The sequence below is a fragment of the Hirschia baltica ATCC 49814 genome, assembly GCF_000023785.1.
Lineage (GTDB): Bacteria > Pseudomonadota > Alphaproteobacteria > Caulobacterales > Hyphomonadaceae > Hirschia > Hirschia baltica.
Genome location: NC_012982.1, coordinates 655963 through 674451, shown reverse-complemented (window position 1 = coordinate 674451; position 18489 = coordinate 655963). Strand labels below are relative to the sequence as shown.

The window sequence follows — 18489 nt, the reverse complement described above, 5'->3', positions numbered from 1 at the left end:
CTCTGTCTTAAACTCTCTGTGATGGCGCAAAGCCTGCGTTGTTGTTTGTGTCAGATCAACAACGCCTTTCGCGTAGTTACCCCGTTCGTACCTTGAGCATATCATGTTCAAGGCAAATAATTTCGAATGTCTTTGCTATACACAAAGACCGCATATCTGAAGGGATAGTCCGATCATGCGCAACCTTTTTTCAGCCAGCGTTATCGCTCTTGCTGCCATCGCCACTACAGCTACAGCCACAGCTGAAGTAGAACTTTCTGGTAACGTTGCTTTGACAACAGACTATCACTGGCGCGGTGTGTCTCAGTCAAACCAAGATCTTGCTCTTCAAGGTGGGTTTGACCTAGCAACTGATGCTGGTTTCTACGCAGGTACATGGGCATCTACTATTGATTTCCTAGACGACACTGATTCAAACCTTGAAGTTGACTTCTATGCTGGTTACGGCGGCGAATTCGGTGAAGGTTTTGGTTTTGATGTTGGAGCAATCTACTACGCATACCCAGACAGTGACGATGGCGACCTAGACTTCTACGAAGTATATGCAGGTCTATCAAAAAGCATGGGTGTAGCTGATATTTCAGGTATGCTTTCATACGACCCAGACAATGAAACACTCTATGCGAATGCTGACCTAGGTGTTGCATTCTCTGACTCATTTGGTGCTAGCGTTGGTGTTGGTTCATACCTTGACGGTTTTGACGAGTACACAAACTACAACATCGGTGGAACATACTCTGTTTCTGGCTTCGACCTAGACCTTCGTTGGTATGACAACGATGCAGATGGTGCCGAAGACAACATCGTATTCACAATCGGTCGTTCTCTCTAAGGGGACTGACTGAACCGAAGAGCATTTCTTCGGGGGGAAACAAGAAAGACGTTGCCAATTGCGGCAGCGTCTTTTTTTGTATCAAAAATGCCCTTCTATTCACGTCATTTGGCTCATCAATCCCTATTATTCTAGTCAAATCAGCCCCTCAACACTAAATAATTAGTAAATTCTTGCCCATTAATACCAACAAGCAAAACAAATAGTTGGAATATCAGCTTTTATTAGTATATATTGCGGGGAAACTCATCAATGGGAGAACAATATGATCGTCGGCGTTCCAAAAGAAATCAAAGTCGAAGAATATCGCGTTGGTTTAACACCCGAAGCGGCTGCTGAACTGGTTCGACACGGTCATGACGTGATTGTCGAAACCAATGCTGGTGTCGGTATTGAAGCCTCAGATGATGACTATTTAGCTGTCGGTGCTCGCATTATCCCAACCGCAGAAGCTGTGTTTGAACAGGCTGAACTAATCGTCAAGGTTAAAGAGCCTCAAGCCGTCGAATGTGCGCGTCTAAAACCCCACCAAACACTCTTCACATATCTGCACCTTGCTGCTGACAAACCCCAAGCGGAAGCTTTGATGAAATCTGGCGCAACATGCATCGCCTATGAAACCGTTACAGACAAACAAGGCCGCCTCCCTCTCCTTATGCCAATGTCACAAGTGGCTGGCCGGATGGCAACACAAGCTGCCGCAACCGCACTTCAGCGCAGCGAACATGGTGGACGCGGCACACTTATGGGCGGCGTACCCGGCGTACGTCCTGCCAAAGTCATTATTCTCGGCGGCGGTGTATCAGGGACTCACGCAGCTGAAATGGCCATTGGAATGCGGGCCGACGTAACTGTTTTTGATCGTTATATGCCGCGCCTTGCAGAATTAGATGTTCAATTCGCTGGTGCCCTCAAAACAGCATACTCACTGCCGTCATATATAGAAAAAGCAGTGGCAGAAGCTGATGTCGTCATCGGCGCTGTTCTAATTCCGGGCGCGTCCGCACCTAAGCTGGTGACCAAAGCAATGCTAAAAACCATGAAGCCCGGTGCTGTCTTGATAGATATCGCGATAGACCAAGGCGGATGTTTTGAAACATCTCGCCCAACAACACACCAAAACCCGATTTTTGTTGAAGATGGCATATTGCATTATTGTGTTGCCAACATGCCCGGTGCAGTGCCACGCACATCTACATACGCACTCAACAATATGACGTTACCATTCACACTCGCACTCGCCAATAAAGGCACAAAACAAGCCCTAAATGACGACACTCACTTAGCAGAAGGGCTCAATGTAGCAGACAATTTCATTACATATGAAACAGTCGCAAACGACCTAAACCTTCCATACAAGAAGCCAGACTGGCTCAACTAAGAAACACTTTCCCCCCGAAACGTCGAATAGAAATGCCCTTCTGTGATTTCGATGTTCAACAAAGAAAAAGGCGATAGGTCACTACCGACCTATCGCCTTTTTTATATCTCTATCGAAGAAAAAAAACCTTAAAATTCAAGGTAATTATTCACCAAAACTCCCTGAATAGCCTGGAAACACAACAGCACTTTCAGCACCATCTTTTGAAACAGACGCCACACCAAACAGATAATTATCAATCACAACACCTTTTAAAGTATAATTATCCACATTGCCGACAAATTTGGACCATTGCCATTGAGATTGATCCGTTAACCGCCAATACACTTTATACCCTGCCAAATTCGCAGCTTCATCACCAATTGCTTGATCCCAACTTAATGTCGTATCTGGCTGAACTGCGCCTTCCACCTTAACATTGCTTGGGAAAGGCGGTGCAGCCGCCAAATTCGCAAGGGTTGCAATATTCAGACTGGTCAATTTCGCTGCATAATCAAAATCTACGCCCTCAACCACATCCCCATATTCAATGCCGTCTTCAACGCGTAAATCCTGATGTTGGCGGTTATAGTTTTCGTGTGTTTCCATTATCCGCACACCAGGAATTCTGAAATCATTGAACGGACGGTGATGTCCCCCGCGACCAAACCGGTCGAGGCGATAAATCATCATCACATCCAAATTCGGAATGAAAAGATCAGCCATTTTATCGACATAACGCGCCAAATTCCGGGAGGCAGAATCCACTTCGCCGCCTCTAAAGCGTCGGTATCTGGCTTCCTCAGCAGTCTCATCGACTAATGTGCCTTCAGAAAAAACCCGCGCCGTGGAATTATCGATAACGCCGTCGACACCTTCAATATTGCCGATCATGTCATTGTTCAAAATCGCTTTGACTTTCCAGCCATTTTCGATGGCATATTCAGCCAATATCTTGCCGCCAAATAATCCCTGCTCTTCCCCTGAAAGTCCTGCATAAACGACAGTTCCAGCAAACTCATGCTGACACATCACGCGGGCTGCTTCCATCGTCCCTGCCATTCCCGAAGCATTATCATTAGCGCCCGGACTATCATCCGTAAAATTCATCACGTCAGATATGCGGCTATCAATATCTCCAGACATTATGACCACACGATCAGGGTCAGTTACGCCGCGCTGAATCGCAACAACATTCACGATTTCGGTATCTTCTGGGATTCGAAAATCAGGACGCACAATGTCTGATACAGTCACAACTTCCAGCTCTTGTTTACATCCTTTGGAAATTGTCTTGAACTCTTCTTCTATCCAGCGCCGCGCTGCGCCAATACCGCGCGTTTCGCTCTTTGTATCTGATAGAGTGTGACGCGTCCCAAAACCGGCAAGTTTGCGAATATCATGCTCAATACGCTCAGCAGATGTTGTAGCCACCATATCATGTGTCGCGACATATTCAGCCGCAGGCACAACGCTTTTCTCTTGATTATTTTCTGGCGCTGCAAACACGTGACTTGGCAGCAGAACTCCCATTAAAAGAACTGGTAATATCCGCATGAATGTCTCCCTAATTACAGAAACCAAACTTGCAGAGAATTTTTAATGAATAAAGCCTGCAGCAACAAAATATTGCCTAAACTAGCCCATTCAAAACCAAAACATGCAGAATTACGAGAAAACTACCAGCTTCCACCCAGTGCCAAATTCAACTTCACCCATTGCGACAAACGTAATTGTTGCACATTGACCAGATTAGCATCGGCTTGGAAAACGCGTTGCTGAATGGTTAGCACATCAATCAAAGATGTTTCGCCTTCATTATAGCGAAGATTGGCAATGCGAAGCGCTTCTTCAGCTTTATCAGCAGACTCTCTAAGCGCCGCCACTCTTTGCTTCAACACAACGTTCTGATCAAGCGCTTCTTCCACTTCGCTAAACGCATCTAGCGCAGTTTGCCCATACACAGCTATTGCTTGTTTTTGTTCAGCACTAGCCTGAAGAATTTCAGCTTCATTTCGGCCACCGTCAATCAACGGTGCAGCGATACTTGTCACAGCCTGCCAAGCGACATTGGCAGGATTTAAAATGTCAGCCAAATCAGAAGATGCTCCATCCACACTTCCTATCAAACTAATGGATGGAAGATTAGCAACTTTCGCCATATGCAAGCTCTCAAAACTCGCCGCAACATTTCGTTCTGCTGCGATGATATCTGGGCGCCGCTCCAGCAAATCAGATGGCGTTCCAGCAGGCGGCAATTCAGGCACTGACGGCAGCCCTTTAATTATATCCAAATCAGCAGCAGGATAGCGCCCCAAAACCACTTCAAGCGCTCTCATCGCGCTTCGTTGCGCACCTTGCGCCGCAATCAAAGATGCCTGCGTGCTTGCTAAATCTGATTTCGCGAGGGCCAAATCTTGAGAAGACGCTAGCCCCGCTTCATATTGTACATCTACAATTCGTGTCGTCTCAGTCAAAGCTTTAAGCGATTTTGCAGTCACATCAGCTTGCAGCCCAGCTTCGATCGTCAAAAAATAAGCCTGCGCCACAGCTGCTGCTAAAGAATATTGAGAATAAGTGTAATCAGCTTGGGTTGCTTGCGCCCCGAGAGTGGCCGCGTTCACGCCTGCTTGAATTCGTCCCCAAAGATCAACTTCCCAAGCCGCAGTCAATTCTGTTCCTAAAGCTGCCACCGATGCACCATCCAGAGCACCGCCACCGCCACCGCTCGCACCAATATTGACCATTGGAGATAAACCAGCACCGGCTTGTCCAGCCAAAGCCCAAGATCTTTCGACACCTGCAGCTGCCGCTTCTAAATTCTTATTGTTTGCAATTGCCTCATCAACAAGCGCGGTTAAAGTTGGATCATTGAGCTTTTCAAGCCACCCCATCTCCACTTCACCCACACGCGCAGCAACACCCGCCCAGCTATCATCTAATTGGGGTATACTTGTACGAGTCGCCATGCTCACGTCTTCTGCCGATGTCATTGACGCACAACCGCTCAAAGTCAAAGTCGAGAGCACAAGCATTAGCGGTGCAGATAGTGCGTGATGTTTCATGCTGTCGCATCCTGTTCAGGCAATGAAGTTTCTATAGGCTTACTAACTTCATTTTTGTGAATTCCAAACATCAACGCATATAACGATGGCGTTACCAACAATGTAATCAACGTTGCGAAAGTTAAACCAAATACCAGAACAACAGTCATGGACCTAAAAAAAGCATCAAAATAAAGCGGTAGCACACCCAAAACGGTCGTAAATGCCCCCATCGTCACAGGCCGCAAACGACTTGCCGACGAATTTAACAAAGCCTCATATCGAGGCATTCCGTCCGCAATATTGTTGTCAATGCTATCAACAAGAACCAATGAGTTCTGTATCAATAATCCCGATAATGAGAGCAAGCCAAGAATACCCATAAACTCAAGCGGAGTCTGGGTGATAACAAGACCGACAACAACGCCCACTATCGCCAAAGGTACAGCAAACCAGATAATCAGAGGTTGGCGCACTGAATTGAACAAAAAGACCACGACCAACACCATTGCCAGCAATCCTAGCGGCAATGTGCTGGCTAGCTTTCCTTGAGCATCCGAAGAATCCCCATATTCACCTTTCCACTCTAGATGATACCCTTCAGGCAATTCGATTGCTTCAATCTGCGGCCGCAATCTTTCAAACAAATCCGCAGTCAATACACCAAGACCTGGATCGGTCTGTGCTGTAATTGTAAGTGCGCGATCAATCCTCAGCAAATTTGCGTCTCTCCATGTGAGCCTCATATTTTCGAGCACCTGTGCCAATGGCACGGATTGCTGAGAGTTCGCCCCCAACACTTGCAGGGATGCGATGCTCCAAGGCCCAATGCGTTCAGCTTCTGGCGCGCGCGAAATAATCTTTATCAAATCATCGCCTTCACGAAGAATGCCGCGTTCACGACCAGAGAAATTCTCCTCTAATGCCTGTGTGATATCCAAACGGGTAATACCTGCGCGCTCACCCTTTGTTTGCGAATAGATTGGCTCAATAATCGGTAATTGACGTCGCCAATCATCTTTCACCATGATTGCGTCAGGATCATTTGCCATAATTTCTTTGGCCTCATTGGCAAGACGCCTCAAAACACTCGCTTCGGGACCCGTAAACTGAGCTTCAATTTTAGAGCCGCCTCCCGGACCAAGCAGGAATTTCCATGCTTTTGTCTGACCATCGGGAAAATTCTGAACTGCAAAATTTTGAATTTGCGCGATCAATCCGTCATTTAATTCGTATTTTGAAGTTTGAATTAACAGCTGCCCCACAGACCCATTTGCTTCAGCTGGCTGATAGACCAACATATAGCGCAGCGTGCCTCCGCCAACGATTGTCTGAACTTGCTCCACGCCTTCCAAGCCGCGCACAAAATCTTCCATCCGCTTCATATCTTGGTTGGTTCGCTCAATATCTGTGCCTTCGGGTAAATAATAATCCACAACGATCTGCGGCGATGTTGACGAAGGAAAAAAGCCATCTTTAACGAACTGAAAGCCCCAAACCGATAGACAAAAAACACCAATCGTAACTATTATAACTAGCCGTTTTGCCTGCAGAACCGCATTGATCAGCTTCTTATAAATTTTATAAAAACCATGCTCTTCTTCATTCTGAGAATCTTGCGCTGCTTTAGGCTGCCCTTCAGGGAACATCCAGTAACAAAGCAAGGGGGTGAAGGTGAAGGCAAAAACCCAACTCAATCCCAACGCAATCATAACCACCCAGAAAAGATCGCCCGTATATTCGCCAACTTCACCGGGAGAAAATCCAATTGGCGCAAAGGCGATAATTCCTACCAATGTCCCGCCTAAAAGCGGTTTCATATTCTTTTGTGCAACGTCTTTGGCGATATCTAGTTTTTTGCGCCCTTCATGGATGCCGACCAGTATTCCATCTGTGATCACCACACCATTATCGACCAGCATACCCAGCGAAATCACCAAAGCGCCCAGTGAAATGCGGTGCATTGGAATGCCCGCAATCCACATAATCAGCAGTGTTGCCGCCATAGTGATCAACACCGTCATTCCCATGACAAGGCCCGAACGATATCCCATAAAAATTAGAAGCGTCATGAACACAATGACCAGCGCTGCCACCACATTCCATGCAAAATTGACAATCGCCTCATCGACCACTTTGCCTTGGTGATAAAACTCATGAAGCTCCATCCCAACGGGGCGCAGATTTTCTATTTCCGCAAGGCGCGCATCAATGGCTTGCCCGAGCTTAACAACATTCGCCCCAGAAACATTTGAAATACCAATCGCTAAAGCGGGCTGCCCGTCATGCCGAATATATAAACCGGTCGGTTCTTTATATCCCCGCACAACATTCGCCACTGCCCCTAAATTGGTAATTGAGCCATTGCCGCTATTATTGACGATGACATTCTCAATGGCTTCAACAGAATTGATTTCTCCACTCAGGCGCAGAACCACCCGTTCCGACCCCAAGACTATATCTCCCGAAGAAGACACCGTATTCTGCTGCGAAAGCGTTGCGTAAACAGCATTCAAAGAAACACCCAAGGCCGCCGCTCGTGCACGCGAAACCTCAACATATATAACTTCTTCTTGCTCGCCTGTGACGGCAACTTTCGCTACGCCGTCTACCCGTAGCAATTCTTTACGCAATGTCTTGGCATAAGAGACCAATTCTGCAGGCGTATACCCTTCTCCCGTCAGAAGGTAATAGACACCATAAACATCACCAAAATCATCATTAACTTGCGTAGGTTGCGCGCCCGGTGGCAGGCTATTTTGAGCATCCGAAATCTTGTTCCGAACCTTGGTCCAAATTAGTTTCAACTCTTCTTTGCTGGTTGAATCCTTAAAACGAATTTCAACAGAAATATCTGACAATCCAGCAGACGAGCGCGATTCAACAGTCTCCACTTCTGCCAATTGCTGCAAAGCAGATTCAAGCGGCTCAGTGACTTCATCCAACACTTCCTGAGGACTAGCCCCAGGATATTGCGTGATCACTTTAGCAACCCTGATGGTAAATTCAGGATCTTCAAAACGCGCCATATTTTCAAATGCCAACCATCCACCGATTAAAGCAATGAGCATGAAAATGGAGCATATAAGTGGATTTTTAATCGATAGGACTGCGCTGTTCATAATGCTTGTCCTATTCCGGTTTCCATTCACGCACGGTCATGCCTTCATGAAAGAAAGATACGCCTGCTGTGATGATTGTTTCTCCGCCTTCCAATCCATCCGTCACGGCGATATACACACCCGCTTCGGAAGCAAGTTCTACTTTTCGCTTTGAAATCGTGTTGGTTTCTGCATCGACAACCCAGACATATCTGGCATCTCCCTCAGCCAAAATAGATGATAATGGAACAGCAATCCCTTTGCCCACCACATCCGATGCGCCATTGACGCTAATGCTAGAAAAAATAGTTGCCGTCATACCCGGCAAAGTCACCAGATTATCAGGCGCGATAAAAGTCGCTCGCACTTCATAAGTCTGAGATGATGCATCAACTTGACCAGATGCCTCTTTAAAAACCGCCGGTATCTTCACCTCGGGTTGAGCATCCAGAATCACATAGGTATCGAGGATTTTCAATTGCGGGCGACGCGCCATAATTGTGCTCGGCAGATTAAAAACAACTTCTACAGCTTCGCTCTGAATAGAAACGATTGGCTCTTTTGCCTGAACGTTCTGGTACTGCTCTCCCCAAACTTTTGAAATATGCCCACTAAATGGGGCTTTCATAACAGTATCACTCAAAGCTTTTTCTGCTGTATCTAGAGCTGCTTTCGCGACATCTCTCTGGGTACGACGCGAATCCAAAATACTTTTGGAAATAGCATCTTGATCAAATAAACGTTCAGCCCGCGCAAATTCCGCTTCGGCATTTTCATACTGCGCTTTGGCTTGAGATAGATTATTGCGCACATCCCTTTGATCAAGGCGCGCAATAATCTCACCCCTCTCCACTTCCTGACTTTCTAAAACCTTAAGCTCACTTATCTGACCGCCAATTTGAAAGGTTAGCTGCGCTGTTTGAGTGGCTTCAACAATTGCAGGAAATGAAAACTCTCTCTGATCAGAAGAAGATTCAACCACTTCCAATTTCGCGGGTCTCACAATCTTTTTTGCAACAGGCTCATTCTTGTCCGAACATCCTGACACACATGCCGCCAGCACAAGGCCAACCCAAAGCGGTAGTAGAAGTCTCATATATTCACCTATGCATTCATTAGACCGTTGCGAAAATGATTTGTACGATCACACTAACTTGAATTTGAAACACAATTACGAAAACAAAGAAACGCTTACCAAAGGACAGCCCAGTTTAGAAAAAACGTTCTTGAAACCAGATAATGGAAGGATAAGCCGCAATCCACACCCAGAAGAAGCGATTAAGCCCAAACAAACAAGCATTAGAAAAATGAAATGCCGCCGCAATGCCCAGCCCCATATAAAGGCTATACTGAGTCAATAAAGTTAAAGGGAATACTAGCTCAAACAACATCACTGCCCAAGACATATAAAACAAATTTTGAGGCCGCTGCGCCCACCCGCGCAGGCTTAAACTCACTGGATAGGCAGAGAATGCAAACACATCCTGTAGCGCCTGCCCACGCCGCCATTCTGGATTGACCACCTTCACCCATCCCGCCATAAAATAAGACAAAACAAGCTGTATTCCCAAATAGCCAAAAGCCAGTTCTTTCAGCTGCAAGGTCGGCATAAAATGCGCCAATGTCAGACAAAACAGGATAAGCAATCCCATCCGGTCGCTGCCGCCATTATATGGCCCCTGAAAACGCTGCAACATCAGCATTGATATTACAACAAGCGCCAACAAAACCCATTGGCTCTGTAGGCCAACCATTAGTATGACGCTAAAAATAAGCCTTAGCCCAAACAATATCCTATCATTTTGATGGCTCTTTAAATGCTCAAGGCTCTGCTGGACAAACGCAAACCCCAGCAAAATTTCGGTCCACCTTAGCGCCAGCTCCAAACTCATGCCGCTCCGCCTTTATCCAATGGACGAATTGCAGAACGAAATGTCTCTTCACGCACAAGGTCGCTCAATTCTCTATGAACAGACATCAAGCGAAATTGCACAAAGCATTTTGTGCTTTCCAAGCAATCCGTAAGCGCAATATCAGCAAAGACTCGATCAAAGATTTCATCTTCACTATGCTGGGTCGGGTTAGCAAGTAGCCGTTCAGAACAACTCACCAGAAACAGAGTTTCATTCCAAACCGGATTCCACAGAATCCGTCTTAGCATGGTCAAAAAAGAGATTGTCTTAGGTCGCGGCCGCAATTCTACCCATGCAATTGGCGCTTCTTCACCATCTGTCAATAACGCGTATTCAATACGCGGCGACGGCGCGATCGCATCAAAAAAACGCCAAGATGGAATAATAACAGGCAAGACCAATTTGAGCGTGTTTCGCATCACATCAGCAATCAAAAAGGCAAGAATCAACCATGCTCGATTTCCATACAAATCCCCCAACAAATCAAGCCCTACCGCCAAAACGTATAAGAAATTGATCAATCAAAGGAATATGAATGGTACGGACGGCCGGAATCGAAACATATGCTCAACAATTTGATTTATTTGATTATTTATCAAATGAAAATTTCATATACCAACAAATATACCAACACTTTGTTTTGTGATGCGAGGTTGTTTAGAGAAGATTATAGCTTTCGAAGACAGGCTTTTTTTGAATCGTACACATAGTTTCCAATCGTCCCATCGGTAAACTTCTCTATGACTTCATCAATTACAAATAAAGGGACAAGGAACCACTCTCTTGGTTCTATTGGAAAACCAAATCGATCTTTAACATCGACATCCAAACAAGCAGACCCAAAAACCTTATGTAGAAGATTCTCAAATTTAGAACGATTGATATTAAAAAGATTATATGTTGCTACTACCTCAACATCAGCCATCAAATAGGTTGCTTGTTTCGATGCATTTGCAATACGGCGTTCTACAGTTCCTCCAGTAACCCCAATCTTATGCAATACATCACGATTAGAATTCACCCATGGGTGATCAGACTTACTTCGCAGTACGTACACAGTCCCGCTCGCAAGATCATCGTCCTCTGCTTCCTCTGAAAAAAGAGGGCCAGCGCCTGGGCTTGATACTAATCGGCTCGCTTCATCCTTATACATTGCTCTTATCAGTGAACGAAGCAAAATATCGCTCTCTGTACCATTAGAATAGATAACGCGTAACCGCGCATCTGACTCACCGTTTGGCGCTTGAATAACATCACCAATTTCTGCGATATAAGCTATTTGACCATCAACTATGATAAACTGATTTTGTTTAATATCAGTCTTGGAAAAGCCAGCATCTTTCCTGAAACGAATTGTTTTTCGTACACCATTTTCTAAGTCAGTTTTTAAAGCTGCAAACTTTGGTTCAAACTCTTCGAAATTCTCACAAAGATCACGGTTAGCGATTTCTTCAGCTGCTTTAATTTGAGCTACCGAACGAACATGTTTTAGTTCAGTTATAGAACCAGTTTCTTGCTCCACACCTAACTCACGCAGTAATGCCTCATCGTCCATTTCACCGATTAACGAAGTGCTAGTTTCTATTTGTCGCAAAAGCCCTTGACGGTCTAATCCTTCAACTAATTCGTGACACTCTGGTTGCGCTCTAATTTGATCTAAACGTGAAGCATATAGACGTTCAAATATGTCTTTGTCCTCGCCATGTTGGGGAAGACGCCCCGTTTCATCTACAAATCGTTGTATTTCTTCAAACCCAGCAATGATACGTTCTTCTCGAGGTGATCTACTTGTTGCTTTCTTAGTTTCAACTTCAACACCAAGCTCGGCAAGTAAAGCATCATCTTCAGGAGAAAATTCTTTAACCATCGCTAGCCTCTGCTTTCATTCGCGCTAAAAAGGCAACGCCCTCTGCCATTCTTTTTTCCCAGGCATCTTGCGAGGTAATCGACGGTAAACGCCCTCTTTCTTGTTTGAATAATAATGCACGCTTTGCAAGATCACGCGCTTCATCTGGAGAAAGCTTAATCTGCTTACCTGACATAATCGCTTTAACTTGCTTTAGACGTTCCTCATCCATTGTTTTAGAAAGGATTGAATAAGCCTCTGAGAAAGGGTTTATCCGGTCGATCAAATCAATATCAAGCTCAGTGACGTCTGTAACGTACTTTCTAACACCATCTACAAACGCTGTATTTACATTTGGCTCACTACCTTCACCTTGATTGGCAACGCGTTTAGCTTCTTGAGTAATATTCAGAGCAGCAATAGCACGTTGACGAACAGCTTCTTGGTCATTGGCGTCAAGTTCTGGATAGCGGTCCTTTACTATCTTACCCATGCGCACCTGCGTTAGCTCTTCTGGAATAAGTTCATCATCAAACAACCCTCGCTCAATAGTCTTCTTATCTTGTGCAAACGCAGTAATGACTTCGTTTAAGTCCTCATTGCAAATCCGCTTTGCTTCTTTTGAGGTCGGCTCTTTTAGCCCTTTAATCTCAATATCAAATTGGCCGCGTTCTTCACTGAATCCTACATTGCACTTGTTAGGATTGTATCCAGCTTCGCCATAGTCAAAATTAGCTTGCGCACCGCTAGTTGGGTTCTTAGGCGTAAAATTAAATCGTGGTGCCAAAACTTGCTCCATAAGCAAGCTAGCCGCAATCGCTTTCAATGTATTGTTTACAGCCTCTGTCACCGCCTCTTCAGACGCATCAGGCTCAGCAATGAGGTTTGTGAAGCGGGCTTTGGTTTTACCTTTAGCATCACGGGTTGCGCGCCCAATAATTTGCACGATTTCGGTTAAACTTGAACGATAACCAATGGTGAGAGCATGTTCACACCAAATCCAGTCAAACCCTTCCTTAGCCATGCCTAGCGCAATAATTATATCGACATGATCGCGATTATTCTTTTCAGCGGGGTCCTTCAGAGACGCCGATACTTTGTCTCGCTTTGCTGGGTCATCTTCTACTAAATCCGCTATCCGCAGCAACTTTCCATTTTCAGCCTCAACTAGATGAAAGCCTGTCTCTGGGTCGATGCCCTTCCAACTGCCCTCTTTTCCGCCAGCGAGTGCATCGAGAATATGATCAACCTCAATATTTTTACCAAGCTTGGTACTTTCTCGGGAATTAACGCTTGGAATATGAATGATTGTCTTTTCATTCGGATCCAACACTTTCATGATGTCATCAGCATAGGCATCAGAATAGAAAAAATAACCGATATCTAAACTTTTGAGATACTCATAGCCATTCAATTGCTCGTAATAAGTATAGACGACCTTCTCAAACTTGGCTTCATCTTCTGGCAATAAAACAGCATCTGCATCACCGCGAAAATAAGAACCAGTCATAGCAACAATATGCACTTTATCGCGCGCCATAAAATCAATTAAGTGCGCACCAAGCTTATTGTCTGGATTGGCGGAAACATGATGAAACTCATCAACAGCAATCAAACGATCATCAAATGCTTCAACGCCCAAACGGTCGACCGCAAACCGAAATGTAGCGTGCGTACACACCAATATTTTCGAGTCACTATCTAAGAATTTTCCAACGGCTCCAACCTTACCATCGTCACCTCCTGGCGCATTACACAAATTCCATTGAGGCTCGACTTCCCAATCTGCCCAAAAGCCAAATTTGCTCAAAGGCTCATCATTGAAACTAGAGCCAATAGATTTTTCAGGCACCACAATAAGCGCTTGTTTCACACCTTGATTGTGTAGCTTGTCCAACGCGACAAACATAAGCGCACGGCTTTTACCAGAAGCAGGTGGAGATTTGATAAGAAGGTATTGCTCACCACGTTTTTCAAATGCCTGTTCCTGCATTGGGCGCATACCCAATTCATTGGACTTTTTGGAGCTACCATTTTGTGCATAGTTTACGGAAACGGAGGGTACAGAATTATTACACACCATACTATTTCTGTTCCCCTTTTTTATTATCAATCAAATAAACATCTTCTGAAGTCCGTTTTATCGACCTCTTAAAATCCATATTATTCAAAGCTTCAAGCTGCCAAGCAGCAAGTTTTTGAAGCGCCTCAAAACGCGTTTTTTTATCTGCCCCTTCTCGGATCATCTCAGCGTTTTTACTTTCAAGGTTTGCTATCACATTAAGCTCGTTGATGCTGGCTGAGTCCCTTACATTTTCTTTTGCCTTTGCACGTTCTGGATTGAGTTCCCTCCACTCTTTAGCCGTACAACCAAAGACAGCAGCATTGAGAAAATCTGCCTCTTCAGCATATTCTAAATTTTTGTTCCAGAAACGCTTTGAACTTGGAAGAACATAATCTTTTATGGCGTCAGTATGCAGACGGTAATTTGTTTTGCTCAGTGTACGCTTAACATTCCATTCTAAGTTATGATCATTGTTCTCTATTTCTTTGAGACGCTGATATTCTTTAATAAGATAGAGTTTAAACGCAGGGCTAAGCCATGTCCCAAATTCAAACGCAATATCCTTGTGCGCATATGTTCCGCCATTCCGACCAGATTTAGATAAGATGCCAACAGCTTTCGTGGCATCAACCCATTTTTTGGGGGTGAGCGTAAAGCTGTTCAAACCGGCTTCTTTTCTAAAGGTGTCGAATTCGACACCTTTAAATTCGGGGTTATTCATAGCCTCCCATAACCCCAAAAACTCAACAGTATTACGATTTCTCATCCAATTTTTGATATGGTCTGCGCCTTCTTCGCCACGAACCATATCCGTTAAAGAAATATAATCCTCACCCTCAACATCATGCATGCTGATATTCTTATCTTGAACGGTGAGATTCTTCTTCCGTTTGAATAACATTGAGGCTCCTTATAATTCTCTGTTTTTTGTCATTTTGGTGTAGAGTTCGAAGAGTTTTTCGAGGCGTTCTGTGTCGTTTTTGAAGCGGCGGCCTATATAGATGCGCTCTAGGACTTCGTCATTGCGTACATGGGCTAAACGGAGGTTTTCGGGCATGTCATCGGGCTTGTATAGGTCTGCGATAGTGGCAGGGAAATGCGCCTCGCGGGCCAGCAGGATATCCTCGGCGCAGCGTGTCAGGTCGGCTTTGTTTTTCTCGGTCAGTTTGGGGACGGGAAAGGTGTTCCAGCCAAGGGTATTGGAATAGCTGAAGTCGGTGCGCATTCGGACGCAGATCGTGCCGATCCAGACCCAATGCAAGCGCGAGGCAATCAGCGCCATGTTCCAGAGCGGGGCGTCGTAGAGGGCGAAAAGTTTATTTGTAACTGTTTGGTCATTGCCCAGAAGCCCGCAAGGCAAATATGGGCGATTTTCGGATGAAATCGCAGCAATACCAATGGTGTGCTTTTTGCCGATATTCATCTCACGCATCTGGTGCGCGCGCTTGGCCATCTCATTTGCGCTTTTGTCGCGGCTGGCGATGCGCATTGTTCGGACGCCTTCGATACGAGAGGATATGCTTGGAATGGCTTGTGCTTCTTCAAGGTGCTTGTCTTTAATCCACAGGCAATAGCGTTCTTTGCCTTGGATAAATTCAGCAGACCCATATATGCGACGAATGAATCGGGCTTTTTGATCAGGCGTCAAATCCAGCGCTTCAACTTCGTCAGAACTCAAAAGCAGGTTGCCGCCGTCAACTGGCTTATTGCCAAAACTCATTTCGGCACAACCGTTCAATGGTTTGCTTGCTTTTTGAACCGTAACATCAGGCGCAGCGACCAAATAAGCATTGATGTTCTCCACCTCTTTCATCACCGCCTCACCATCGGCATTCAGGCTATAAAGCCTGCGCATTTGGTTCGACATGTTCGATACGGCAATAATTGCCACGGTCACGCCTGCATTGTGACTGGCAAGGTTGGCCCATTTGAACGAGGTATGGGCAAAGTTGATATAATGCCCTGACGCAAAGATTGCGGGCCACAGGATCGGGACTTGTTGGCCCTGACAAATTGAATTGGTGGACACGAAAGCGGCGGTGCAATCGGCATGTTGACCAAAATCGGCGGCTTTCATGAACCAACCTGCCACATAGTCCAGCGATTTCCAGCTTTGTACCCGACCGTCAAAGATCGCCTTCAGATCGCTTTTTTGTGCCGTGCTTTGCCATGTGGAGCCCAGATAAGGTGGGTTGCCGCATATATAAATCTCGCCGCCTTCATTTTCAAAATTGATCTCAGCTTGCTCTAATGGCGTTTCGAATAAATCATTCGAAGTTAGCTTTACACCGCCGCCGCCAACATCCATCAAGCTTAACCAATCCAAGCGCAGAGCATTGCCGCATGTAATCCAGTTTTGCGTATCAAGCGGCAATAATTCAGCAAGTGCTTCTTTTTGTCCGCGATAGGTCACGTCACACTGATATTCGGCAATGATAAGCGCTAAGCGAGCGACCTCGGCAGAGAAATGTCTAAGCTCTATTCCCCGAAAATTGGTGATAGGAATATCAGTCTTGCGATCATTTTCTTTGCGGCGTCTATTTATCTCAGCTTCAATTTCCCGCATCTGCTTATAGGCAATCACAAGAAAATTCCCAGATCCACACGCCGGATCAAACACGCGAATTTTTGCCATGCGCTTGCGCAAATTAAGCAGCTTTATGGGGCTATCGCCTGCCTCTTCTAGCTTTGCTCTCAAATCATCCAAGAATAGCGGATTTAGCACTTTAAGAATATTGGGCACGCTCGTGTAATGCATGCCCAATGCGCCGCGCTCTTCATCATCAGCAACGGCCTGGATCATTGATCCAAAGATATCAGGATTGATTTTCTGCCAATCCAGATTTCCGATGTGAATAAGATAGGTTCGTGCAATCTTGCTGAAAGTTGGCGTATCGACACTGCCTGAAAATAGCCCCCCATTTACATAGGGAAAGGCATCCGCCCAACGCGGAAGATTTGCATTTTCTCTGTTAGCAATCTTTGTGTTCATCGCACGGAAAATTTCACCAATTACTTCATGCGTATTGGATGAATCTCGCGCGCTCATTTGCTCTACGGTTGCTGTAAATAAATCTTTGCCATTGAAGATATCAGTATCCTCGGCAAAGAAACAGAATATGAGCCGTGCCATGAAATGGTTTAGATCATCGCGGCGCTCTTGTGTTCCCCACTCTGGGTTTTCTTCAAGCAGTTTGACATAAAGCTTATTGAGTCGGCTTGTTGCCTTAATGTCGAATGAGTTTTCGCGGATTTGCTTGACGGTAGAGATACCAGCCAATGATAAGAAGAAACCAAAATGATCCGGGAATTGGGTGTACTCACACGCAATGGTTTCGCCTGATATCAATTCTTCAGATTGGAATTCTTTGCCGTCCGTTGCCAATATGAATTTTGCTTTGGCCTTGGACGTCGCGTCACTATCCTTGAGCGCTTTAAAGGTAGTAGAGACCTCACCTTCATTAGCAACCTTGATATGGATATGATTGCTTTGAAGTACACCGCCGATATCAGACTTGTTTGTCGCGCCCTTGCGCAGTCTCTCAATCGTTGTCTTCTTATTGCCAAATGCTTCTAAGAACGCAAAGGGAAACTCATAAGCATCGAAGTCTTGCTCAGCCAGGGCAGATATAGCTTCTTCAATTTCAATGGCGTTCATACGAGTTTATCCCCCTAAGATAAGGATATCGAAATAAGCGCAATCGACGCGAGTCGGCTAGTCTCAATCAAGAGTATTTATGCATTCGAGACATCAAAGCCAAATTCATCCGCTTTTCAGCTTCATAATAGACCCGTTCATAACGTTGATAGGTCTTCCAGTGCATGCCTTTAGGTTTGTTAGGAAACGGATATACAAAGCCTGCCTCACCGCCCAATTTGTCCTTTAAGGTTTCGGCGGTTGAAAGGTTGGGAATTCGAATAAACTCATACTGGCTTGGATAGGTTAGCTCATAGCATTTTCTGCATCTAAAGAGTTTAGCGCCATACAGCACACGGCACCGCCGTTGGCATGATTTGCACACAATCCACATACGCTCATTGCCAAAGTGTTGAGGTGTGAAGGCAAGCTCAAAGCGTTCATCTATGGTTTGCTTATTGTCACCCGAACCATACGCATAAGAGAGGCGCATTGAAGATGGTGACAAGTGATAATTGATACTACCCGTCTTTTGATCGCCTCTAGTCCAAGTTACGGCCCCAGAACGATAGCGTGCAAACCAACCTTTCTTGAAGGTCGCTAGGTCCAGCTTGTGCAACTCGTCTGTCTTGTTTGCCCAACGGTTGTTATTCCCAGACCCTAAACCGCCCATATCTTCAATTCCTTTTTC

13 protein-coding genes are annotated in these 18489 nt (G+C 45.4%); 2 read left to right on the top strand and 11 right to left on the bottom strand.

The features are described from left to right. The first annotated feature begins 175 nt into the window (after positions 1-175). Both HBAL_RS03185 and ald read left to right on the top strand, forming a co-directional pair. Positions 176-832, top strand: a complete 657-nt coding sequence (locus HBAL_RS03185; protein WP_015826487.1) for a TorF family putative porin — start codon at positions 176-178, stop codon at positions 830-832. A gap of 265 nt (positions 833-1097) precedes the next feature. After that, positions 1098-2213, top strand: a complete 1116-nt coding sequence (ald, locus tag HBAL_RS03180; protein ID WP_015826486.1) for an alanine dehydrogenase — start codon at positions 1098-1100, stop codon at positions 2211-2213. A 144-nt stretch (positions 2214-2357) separates the two neighbouring features. Here the strand turns inward: ald and HBAL_RS03175 are convergent, their stop codons facing one another. The 11 genes from HBAL_RS03175 to HBAL_RS03125 all read right to left on the bottom strand — a co-directional run bounded on the left by HBAL_RS03175 (position 2358) and on the right by HBAL_RS03125 (position 18471). Then, positions 2358-3749 (bottom strand): M28 family metallopeptidase, encoded by a 1392-nt coding sequence (locus tag HBAL_RS03175; RefSeq protein WP_015826485.1) that lies wholly within the window; start codon positions 3747-3749, stop codon positions 2358-2360. Between the two features lie 122 nt (positions 3750-3871). Next, entirely contained in the window at positions 3872-5257 is a 1386-nt protein-coding gene (locus HBAL_RS03170; RefSeq protein ID WP_015826484.1) for an efflux transporter outer membrane subunit, read from the bottom strand. Continuing rightward, complete coding sequence (locus tag HBAL_RS03165; RefSeq protein WP_015826483.1) at positions 5254-8358, bottom strand: efflux RND transporter permease subunit; 3105 nt, start codon at positions 8356-8358, stop codon at positions 5254-5256. Before HBAL_RS03165 ends, HBAL_RS03170 begins: the two co-directional genes overlap by 4 nt. A gap of 10 nt (positions 8359-8368) precedes the next feature. Then, positions 8369-9433 carry an efflux RND transporter periplasmic adaptor subunit gene (locus tag HBAL_RS03160; RefSeq protein WP_015826482.1) on the bottom strand — a complete coding sequence of 355 codons (1065 nt, stop codon included), beginning with the start codon at positions 9431-9433 and terminating at the stop codon, positions 8369-8371. A gap of 115 nt (positions 9434-9548) precedes the next feature. Next, positions 9549-10229 (bottom strand): HTTM domain-containing protein, encoded by a 681-nt coding sequence (locus HBAL_RS03155; RefSeq protein WP_015826481.1) that lies wholly within the window; start codon positions 10227-10229, stop codon positions 9549-9551. Further along, a complete protein-coding gene (locus HBAL_RS03150; protein WP_233356730.1) occupies positions 10226-10732 on the bottom strand; it encodes a hypothetical protein in 507 nt (168 codons plus the stop codon). The genes HBAL_RS03155 and HBAL_RS03150 overlap by 4 nt, the downstream gene beginning before the upstream one ends. A 185-nt stretch (positions 10733-10917) precedes the next feature. Next, on the bottom strand, positions 10918-12117 hold the full coding sequence (locus tag HBAL_RS03145) for a GIY-YIG nuclease family protein (RefSeq protein WP_015826478.1): 1200 nt from the start codon (positions 12115-12117) through the stop codon (positions 10918-10920). Then, entirely contained in the window at positions 12110-14179 is a 2070-nt protein-coding gene (locus HBAL_RS03140) for a DEAD/DEAH box helicase (protein WP_015826477.1), read from the bottom strand. Before HBAL_RS03140 ends, HBAL_RS03145 begins: the two co-directional genes overlap by 8 nt. A gap of 1 nt (position 14180) precedes the next feature. Then, positions 14181-15062, bottom strand: coding sequence for a KilA-N domain-containing protein (locus HBAL_RS03135; RefSeq protein WP_015826476.1), 882 nt, complete (start codon positions 15060-15062; stop codon positions 14181-14183). Between the two features lie 9 nt (positions 15063-15071). Beyond that, positions 15072-17819: a class I SAM-dependent DNA methyltransferase gene (locus tag HBAL_RS03130; protein ID WP_015826475.1), complete on the bottom strand. Its 2748-nt coding sequence runs from the start codon at positions 17817-17819 to the stop codon at positions 15072-15074. A 67-nt stretch (positions 17820-17886) separates the two neighbouring features. Beyond that, a complete protein-coding gene (locus tag HBAL_RS03125; protein WP_015826474.1) occupies positions 17887-18471 on the bottom strand; it encodes a hypothetical protein in 585 nt (194 codons plus the stop codon). Positions 18472-18489 lie beyond the last annotated feature (18 nt).

Coding starts and splice junctions, on each gene's coding strand:
- HBAL_RS03185 (WP_015826487.1), top strand. CDS start 176: ATGCGCAACCTTTTTTCAGCCAGCGTTATCGCTCTTGCTGCCATCGCC.
- ald (WP_015826486.1), top strand. CDS start 1,098: ATGATCGTCGGCGTTCCAAAAGAAATCAAAGTCGAAGAATATCGCGTT.
- HBAL_RS03175 (WP_015826485.1), bottom strand. CDS start 3,749: ATGCGGATATTACCAGTTCTTTTAATGGGAGTTCTGCTGCCAAGTCAC.
- HBAL_RS03170 (WP_015826484.1), bottom strand. CDS start 5,257: ATGAAACATCACGCACTATCTGCACCGCTAATGCTTGTGCTCTCGACT.
- HBAL_RS03165 (WP_015826483.1), bottom strand. CDS start 8,358: ATGAACAGCGCAGTCCTATCGATTAAAAATCCACTTATATGCTCCATT.
- HBAL_RS03160 (WP_015826482.1), bottom strand. CDS start 9,433: ATGAGACTTCTACTACCGCTTTGGGTTGGCCTTGTGCTGGCGGCATGT.
- HBAL_RS03155 (WP_015826481.1), bottom strand. CDS start 10,229: ATGAGTTTGGAGCTGGCGCTAAGGTGGACCGAAATTTTGCTGGGGTTT.
- HBAL_RS03145 (WP_015826478.1), bottom strand. CDS start 12,117: ATGGTTAAAGAATTTTCTCCTGAAGATGATGCTTTACTTGCCGAGCTT.
- HBAL_RS03140 (WP_015826477.1), bottom strand. CDS start 14,179: ATGGTGTGTAATAATTCTGTACCCTCCGTTTCCGTAAACTATGCACAA.
- HBAL_RS03135 (WP_015826476.1), bottom strand. CDS start 15,062: ATGTTATTCAAACGGAAGAAGAATCTCACCGTTCAAGATAAGAATATC.
- HBAL_RS03130 (WP_015826475.1), bottom strand. CDS start 17,819: ATGAACGCCATTGAAATTGAAGAAGCTATATCTGCCCTGGCTGAGCAA.
- HBAL_RS03125 (WP_015826474.1), bottom strand. CDS start 18,471: ATGGGCGGTTTAGGGTCTGGGAATAACAACCGTTGGGCAAACAAGACA.